Annotated in this window: 4 protein-coding genes and 1 riboswitch; of the genes, 3 read left to right on the top strand and 1 reads right to left on the bottom strand. The window is 66.3% G+C overall.

The annotated features are described in order from the left end of the window. A partial coding sequence (locus DBR22_RS23315) for an FAD-dependent oxidoreductase (RefSeq protein ID WP_146187649.1) occupies window positions 1-355 on the bottom strand: 355 nt, incomplete at its 3' end. Then, a riboswitch (TPP riboswitch) is annotated at window positions 350-470 on the bottom strand. It overlaps the preceding gene by 6 nt. A gap of 27 nt (window positions 471-497) precedes the next feature. On the opposite strand from DBR22_RS23315, the gene thiE reads away from it, so the two are divergent. The 3 genes from thiE to DBR22_RS23300 all read left to right on the top strand — a co-directional run. Continuing rightward, on the top strand, window positions 498-1,244 hold the full coding sequence (gene thiE, locus DBR22_RS23310; RefSeq protein ID WP_108600922.1) for a thiamine phosphate synthase: 747 nt from the start codon (window positions 498-500) through the stop codon (window positions 1,242-1,244). Between the two features lie 78 nt (window positions 1,245-1,322). Further along, complete coding sequence (locus DBR22_RS23305) at window positions 1,323-2,825, top strand: RNB domain-containing ribonuclease (RefSeq protein ID WP_108600921.1); 1,503 nt, start codon at window positions 1,323-1,325, stop codon at window positions 2,823-2,825. Between the two features lie 289 nt (window positions 2,826-3,114). Then, a partial coding sequence (locus DBR22_RS23300) for a DEAD/DEAH box helicase (protein ID WP_258229430.1) occupies window positions 3,115-4,686 on the top strand: 1,572 nt, incomplete at its 3' end.

The following is a 4,686-nucleotide window of genomic DNA, read 5'->3' as shown; positions in this document are numbered from 1 at the left end:
CTGTACGCAGGTCCATCAGGGCCAGGCGGTCGGCAGCGTCCGCGCCGACGGCGAGGGTCGGCGTCGTCAGGTAGCCGGGGTCCGGGGCTCCCGCCGCCGCAAGGGCGGCCACAAAAGCCGGCCACAGGCTGGACGCCTCGAGCATCAGTTCGAGGAGATCTTCCTCCTGGTAGTGGAGTTCACTGACCGGGGCGAGCATACCGGCCGCCGCCCAGCTGGCGCCCTGCCCCGGGGCGTCGTCGATCACGGCCACAGAGCGGCCCGAGCGCCTCGCTTCCCAGGCAATGCAATGGCCGACGACTCCGCCGCCGATCACCGCCACGTCGGCATGGATCGTCTGCTCAGCGTGAAGCATCAAGGGGTTCCTTCCCTACGCCGGTACTAGCCGGATCAGGTCAAGCGGTCGGCTCTGATGCCCTCTCAGCCCGGCAGCTTTATGACGGCTGCTACGGGCTCCCGCAGTACCCGCCCAGTTTAGGGGAATTAGGCTGGCTTCCATGAACGTGACTTCCGCACCCTCTTCCAGCACATCCGCCGCCGGCTCCACACCGGATCCCGCCAGCGGCCTCCCCGTCAGTGCCAGGCTCTACCTCTGCACCGATGCACGCCGGGACCGCGGGGACTTTGGCGAGTTCGTCGAAGCGGCGTTTGCCGGTGGCGTGGACATCATCCAGCTCCGTGACAAGGGGATCGAGGCGGCCGAGGAACTGGAACTTTTGGCGGTGCTCCGGGCGGCAGCCGAACGCCACGGGCGGCTGTGGGCGGTCAATGACCGGGCGGACATTGCGCTGCTTTCCGGCGCGCCGGTCTTCCATATCGGGCAGCAGGATCTGCCGGTGGCATCGGCCCGCTCGCTGCTTGGTGCGAACGGGCTGATCGGGCTTTCCACGCACACCACGGAACAGGTGGAGGGCGCCCTCCGGCTCTCGTCCGCCCTGTCCACGCCCGACGGCGGCCTGGACTATTTCTGTGTCGGTCCGGTGTGGGCCACACCCACCAAGCCCGGGCGGGCCGCCGTCGGCCTTGACCTGGTGCGGTACGCCGCCGAGGCGGTACGGGCGGCCGGCGGCGAGCAGGCCACCGTACCGTGGTTCGCAATCGGTGGAATCGATCTGGACAACGTCGAACAGGTGGTGGCTGCCGGGGCAGGCAGGATTGTGGTGGTGCGTGCCATCACGGAGGCTTCCGATCCAGCCGCAGCGGCCGCAGCGCTCCTGGCAGCCCTGGACGCGGGTGCCGCCTGATACCGGCTGCCTGAAAACCCAGCCACCGGCCGGTCCAAGGCGTGCACGATCCGCGAAAATCGGGCTAGTCTGATTTTTGTGTCACATCATCGTCTGGCTCCCTACGTCCGCGAACACACCAACGCCCTGGAAGCGGCTCTGAGTGCACTTCGGACTGAGCTGGAGCTGCCGGGACCCTACCCGGAGGAGGCGGTCCGGGACGCCGAGGCCGCCGTCGCCTCACACGAACTGCCTGAAGCGGACCTGACACACATCGAGTTCCTCACCGTCGATCCGGCATCGTCCACGGATCTTGACCAGGCACTGTTCATTGAGCGTGACGACGCCGGATACCGCGTCCTGTACGCCATCGCCGATGTCCCGTCCTTCGTCCGCCCCGGAGGCGGCCTCGACGCAGAGACCCGCCGGCGTGGCCAGACGTTCTACGCTCCCGACGGCCGCATCCCGCTGCACCCGGAGGTCATCAGCGAGGGAGCCGGGAGCCTGCTTGCCGGCCAGCTTTGCTCCGCCTTCGTCTGGGAGTTCGAACTGGATGACGCCGCCCAGGTCTCCTCCGTGGCTGTCCGCCGGGCCAGGATGTCCAGCCGGGCCAAGCTCTCCTACAAGGGTGTCCAGGCCGAGCTGGACGCCGGCTCGGATAACCCGGTGCTGCAGCTTCTGAAGGAAGTGGGGCTGAAGCGCGTCGAGCTGGAGCGCCAGCGCGGCGGGGCAAGCCTGAACATGCCTGAGCAGGAAATCGTCCAGCTGCCGGACGGCGGCTACCGCATTGCCGCGGCACCCCAGCTTCCGGTGGAGGACTGGAATGCCCAGATATCCCTGATGACAGGGATGGCCGCCGCCCAGCTCATGCTTGACGGGAAGGTGGGGATACTGCGCACCATGCCCGCCCCGGACGAGAGATCACTGCGCCATTTCCGCATCCAGACCGAAGCCCTGGGCAGACCGTGGGACGGAAAAATCACCTACGGCGAATACCTCCGCAGCCTCGATCCGACCGACCCCCGGCAACTGGCCATCCTGCACTCCGCCGGCATGCTGTTCCGTGGTGCCAGCTACACGGCATTTGACGGAACAGTTCCGGACGATGCCATCCAGTCAGCCATCGGCGCCGCCTACGCCCACACCACGGCACCGCTCCGGCGGCTGATCGACCGTTTTGTCCTGGTGATCTGCGAGGCCCTGAGCAACGGCCGGCCTGTACCCGACTGGGCGCGGGAAGCACTGCCGTCCCTGCCGGAGATCATGGCGGGCTCCGATCAGCTGGCAGCCCGGATGGAGCGGATGGCGCTGGACACGGTGGAGGCTGCCCTGCTGGTCAACCACATCGGTCAGGAATTTGATGCGATTGTGATTTCGGGTTCCAAGCCGCAGAAGGATAACGGGAACGGAAAAAACGGCAATGGCAAGAACGGGAACGGGAACGGTAAGAACGGGAACGGCCCGTCAGGCGTCATCCAGATTGCCGAACCTGCTGTGACGGCCCGGTGTGCGGGGGACCTGGAATCCGGCACCAAGGTCAGGGTCCGCCTGATCTCCTCGGACATCGCCACCCGTGAGGTCCATTTCGAACTGCTGGCCTAGCCCCAGCACCGGTTTGACGTGGCCAAAGCCGGTATTCGGGGTCGGTACGGCTAGACTGAAGAAGTAGAAATGGATGCCCGGTCGTTGATTTCCTTGATTTTGAATTCAACAAGCCCGCCCCTACGCGATCTTGAGATGTACCCGTTGGTCACCAGTGCCAGCATTTAGATAGCCCGCGATCGGCTTCCACTGGATTTGCTTGCGCGCTTCGAGCGTGCTCCGGAACGGCCTCCCGGCCGGCCCGTTGAGCATGCAGCGCCAATGCCCAAATGAATAAGGAAACTCCCCTGTGAGTGAATTGCATACCCACCAGCTGCTGACTGACGACGCCGGCATCGAGACGATCGAACCTGAAGAGACCATCATCTCGGATGAGAAGCCGCACGAGATCGAGGAGAAATCCTTTGCGGACTACAACGTCCGCGCCGATATTGTGCAGTCCCTGGCCGACGCCGGGATCACGCACCCCTTCCCCATCCAGGCCATGACCCTGCCGGTGGCACTGTCTGGCCACGACATCATCGGCCAGGCCAAGACCGGCACCGGCAAGACCCTCGGCTTCGGCATCCCCGCACTGCAGCGCGTAGTGGGCCCGGACGACGCCGGCTTCGATAAGCTCGCCGTCCCGGGCGCGCCCCAGGCCCTGGTCATCGTGCCCACCCGTGAGCTGGCCGTGCAGGTAGCCAACGATCTCCAGACTGCGTCCCGCAAGCGCAACGCCCGCATCACCACCATCTATGGTGGCCGTGCGTATGAGCCCCAGGTCGAAGCCCTGCAGAAGGGCGTCGAGATCGTGGTGGGGACCCCCGGCCGCCTGATCGACCTCTACAAGCAGAAGCACCTGAGCCTGAAGAACGTCAAGATCGTCATCCTCGACGAAGCCGACGAGATGCTGGACCTCGGCTTCCTGCCCGACGTCGAGACCCTCATCGCCGGTACCCCTGCGGTCCGCCAGACACTGCTGTTCTCCGCCACCATGCCCGGCCCCGTCATCGCCATGGCCCGCCGCTACATGACGCAGCCCACCCACATCCGGGCCGCCGATCCCGACGACGAGGGCCTCACCAAGCGCGATATCCGCCAGCTCATCTACCGTGCCCACAGCATGGACAAGATCGAAGTTGTTGCCCGTATCCTGCAGGCCCGCGGCCGCGGCCGCACCATCATCTTCACCAAGACCAAGCGCACCGCAGCCAAGGTGGCAGAGGAACTCGTGGACCGCGGCTTCGCCGCCGCAGCAATCCACGGCGACCTCGGCCAGGGCGCCCGCGAGCAGGCCCTCCGCGCGTTCCGCAACAATAAGGTGGATGTCCTCGTTGCCACCGACGTCGCCGCCCGCGGCATCGACGTCGACGACGTCACGCACGTGATCAATTACCAGTGCGTGGAAGACGAAAAGATCTACCTGCACCGTGTTGGCCGGACCGGCCGCGCGGGCAACAAGGGCACCGCGGTCACGTTCGTCGACTGGGACGACATGCCCCGCTGGGGCCTGATCAACAAGGCCCTGGGCCTGAGCGTCCCCGAGCCCGTGGAGACCTACTCCTCTTCACCCCACCTCTACGAAGAGCTGGATATTCCGGAGGGAACCAAGGGGCGTCTTCCCCGCAACAAGCGCACCCTGGCCGGCGTTGATGCCGAGGTCCTGGAGGACCTGGGCGAAACCGGCAAGAAGAACACCCGCAGCAGCGGTCGGGACAGCAACACACGGACCGGCGGCAGCCGCGAAGGCGCCCGCGAAGGTGCCCGCGACACCAGCCGCGACCGCGTCCGGAGCTCCCGCGGCACCGGCGATTCAGCCGGCCGATCCGGTGAGCGCCGCCGTCGTCCGTCCGAGTCCACACCGGCGGGGACCGGTCCT

Origin of the sequence: Arthrobacter sp. HMWF013 (assembly GCF_003061105.1) — a bacterium.
In the GTDB taxonomy this organism is placed as follows: Bacteria; Actinomycetota; Actinomycetes; order Actinomycetales; family Micrococcaceae; genus Arthrobacter.
The sequence above is the reverse complement of the archived record's forward strand: the minus strand, read 5'-3'. Positions and strand labels throughout refer to the sequence as shown.

Excerpts from the sequence above, each read along its gene's own strand:
- thiE (WP_108600922.1), top strand. The coding sequence starts at position 498 with ATGAACGTGACTTCCGCACCCTCTTCCAGCACATCCGCCGCCGGCTCC.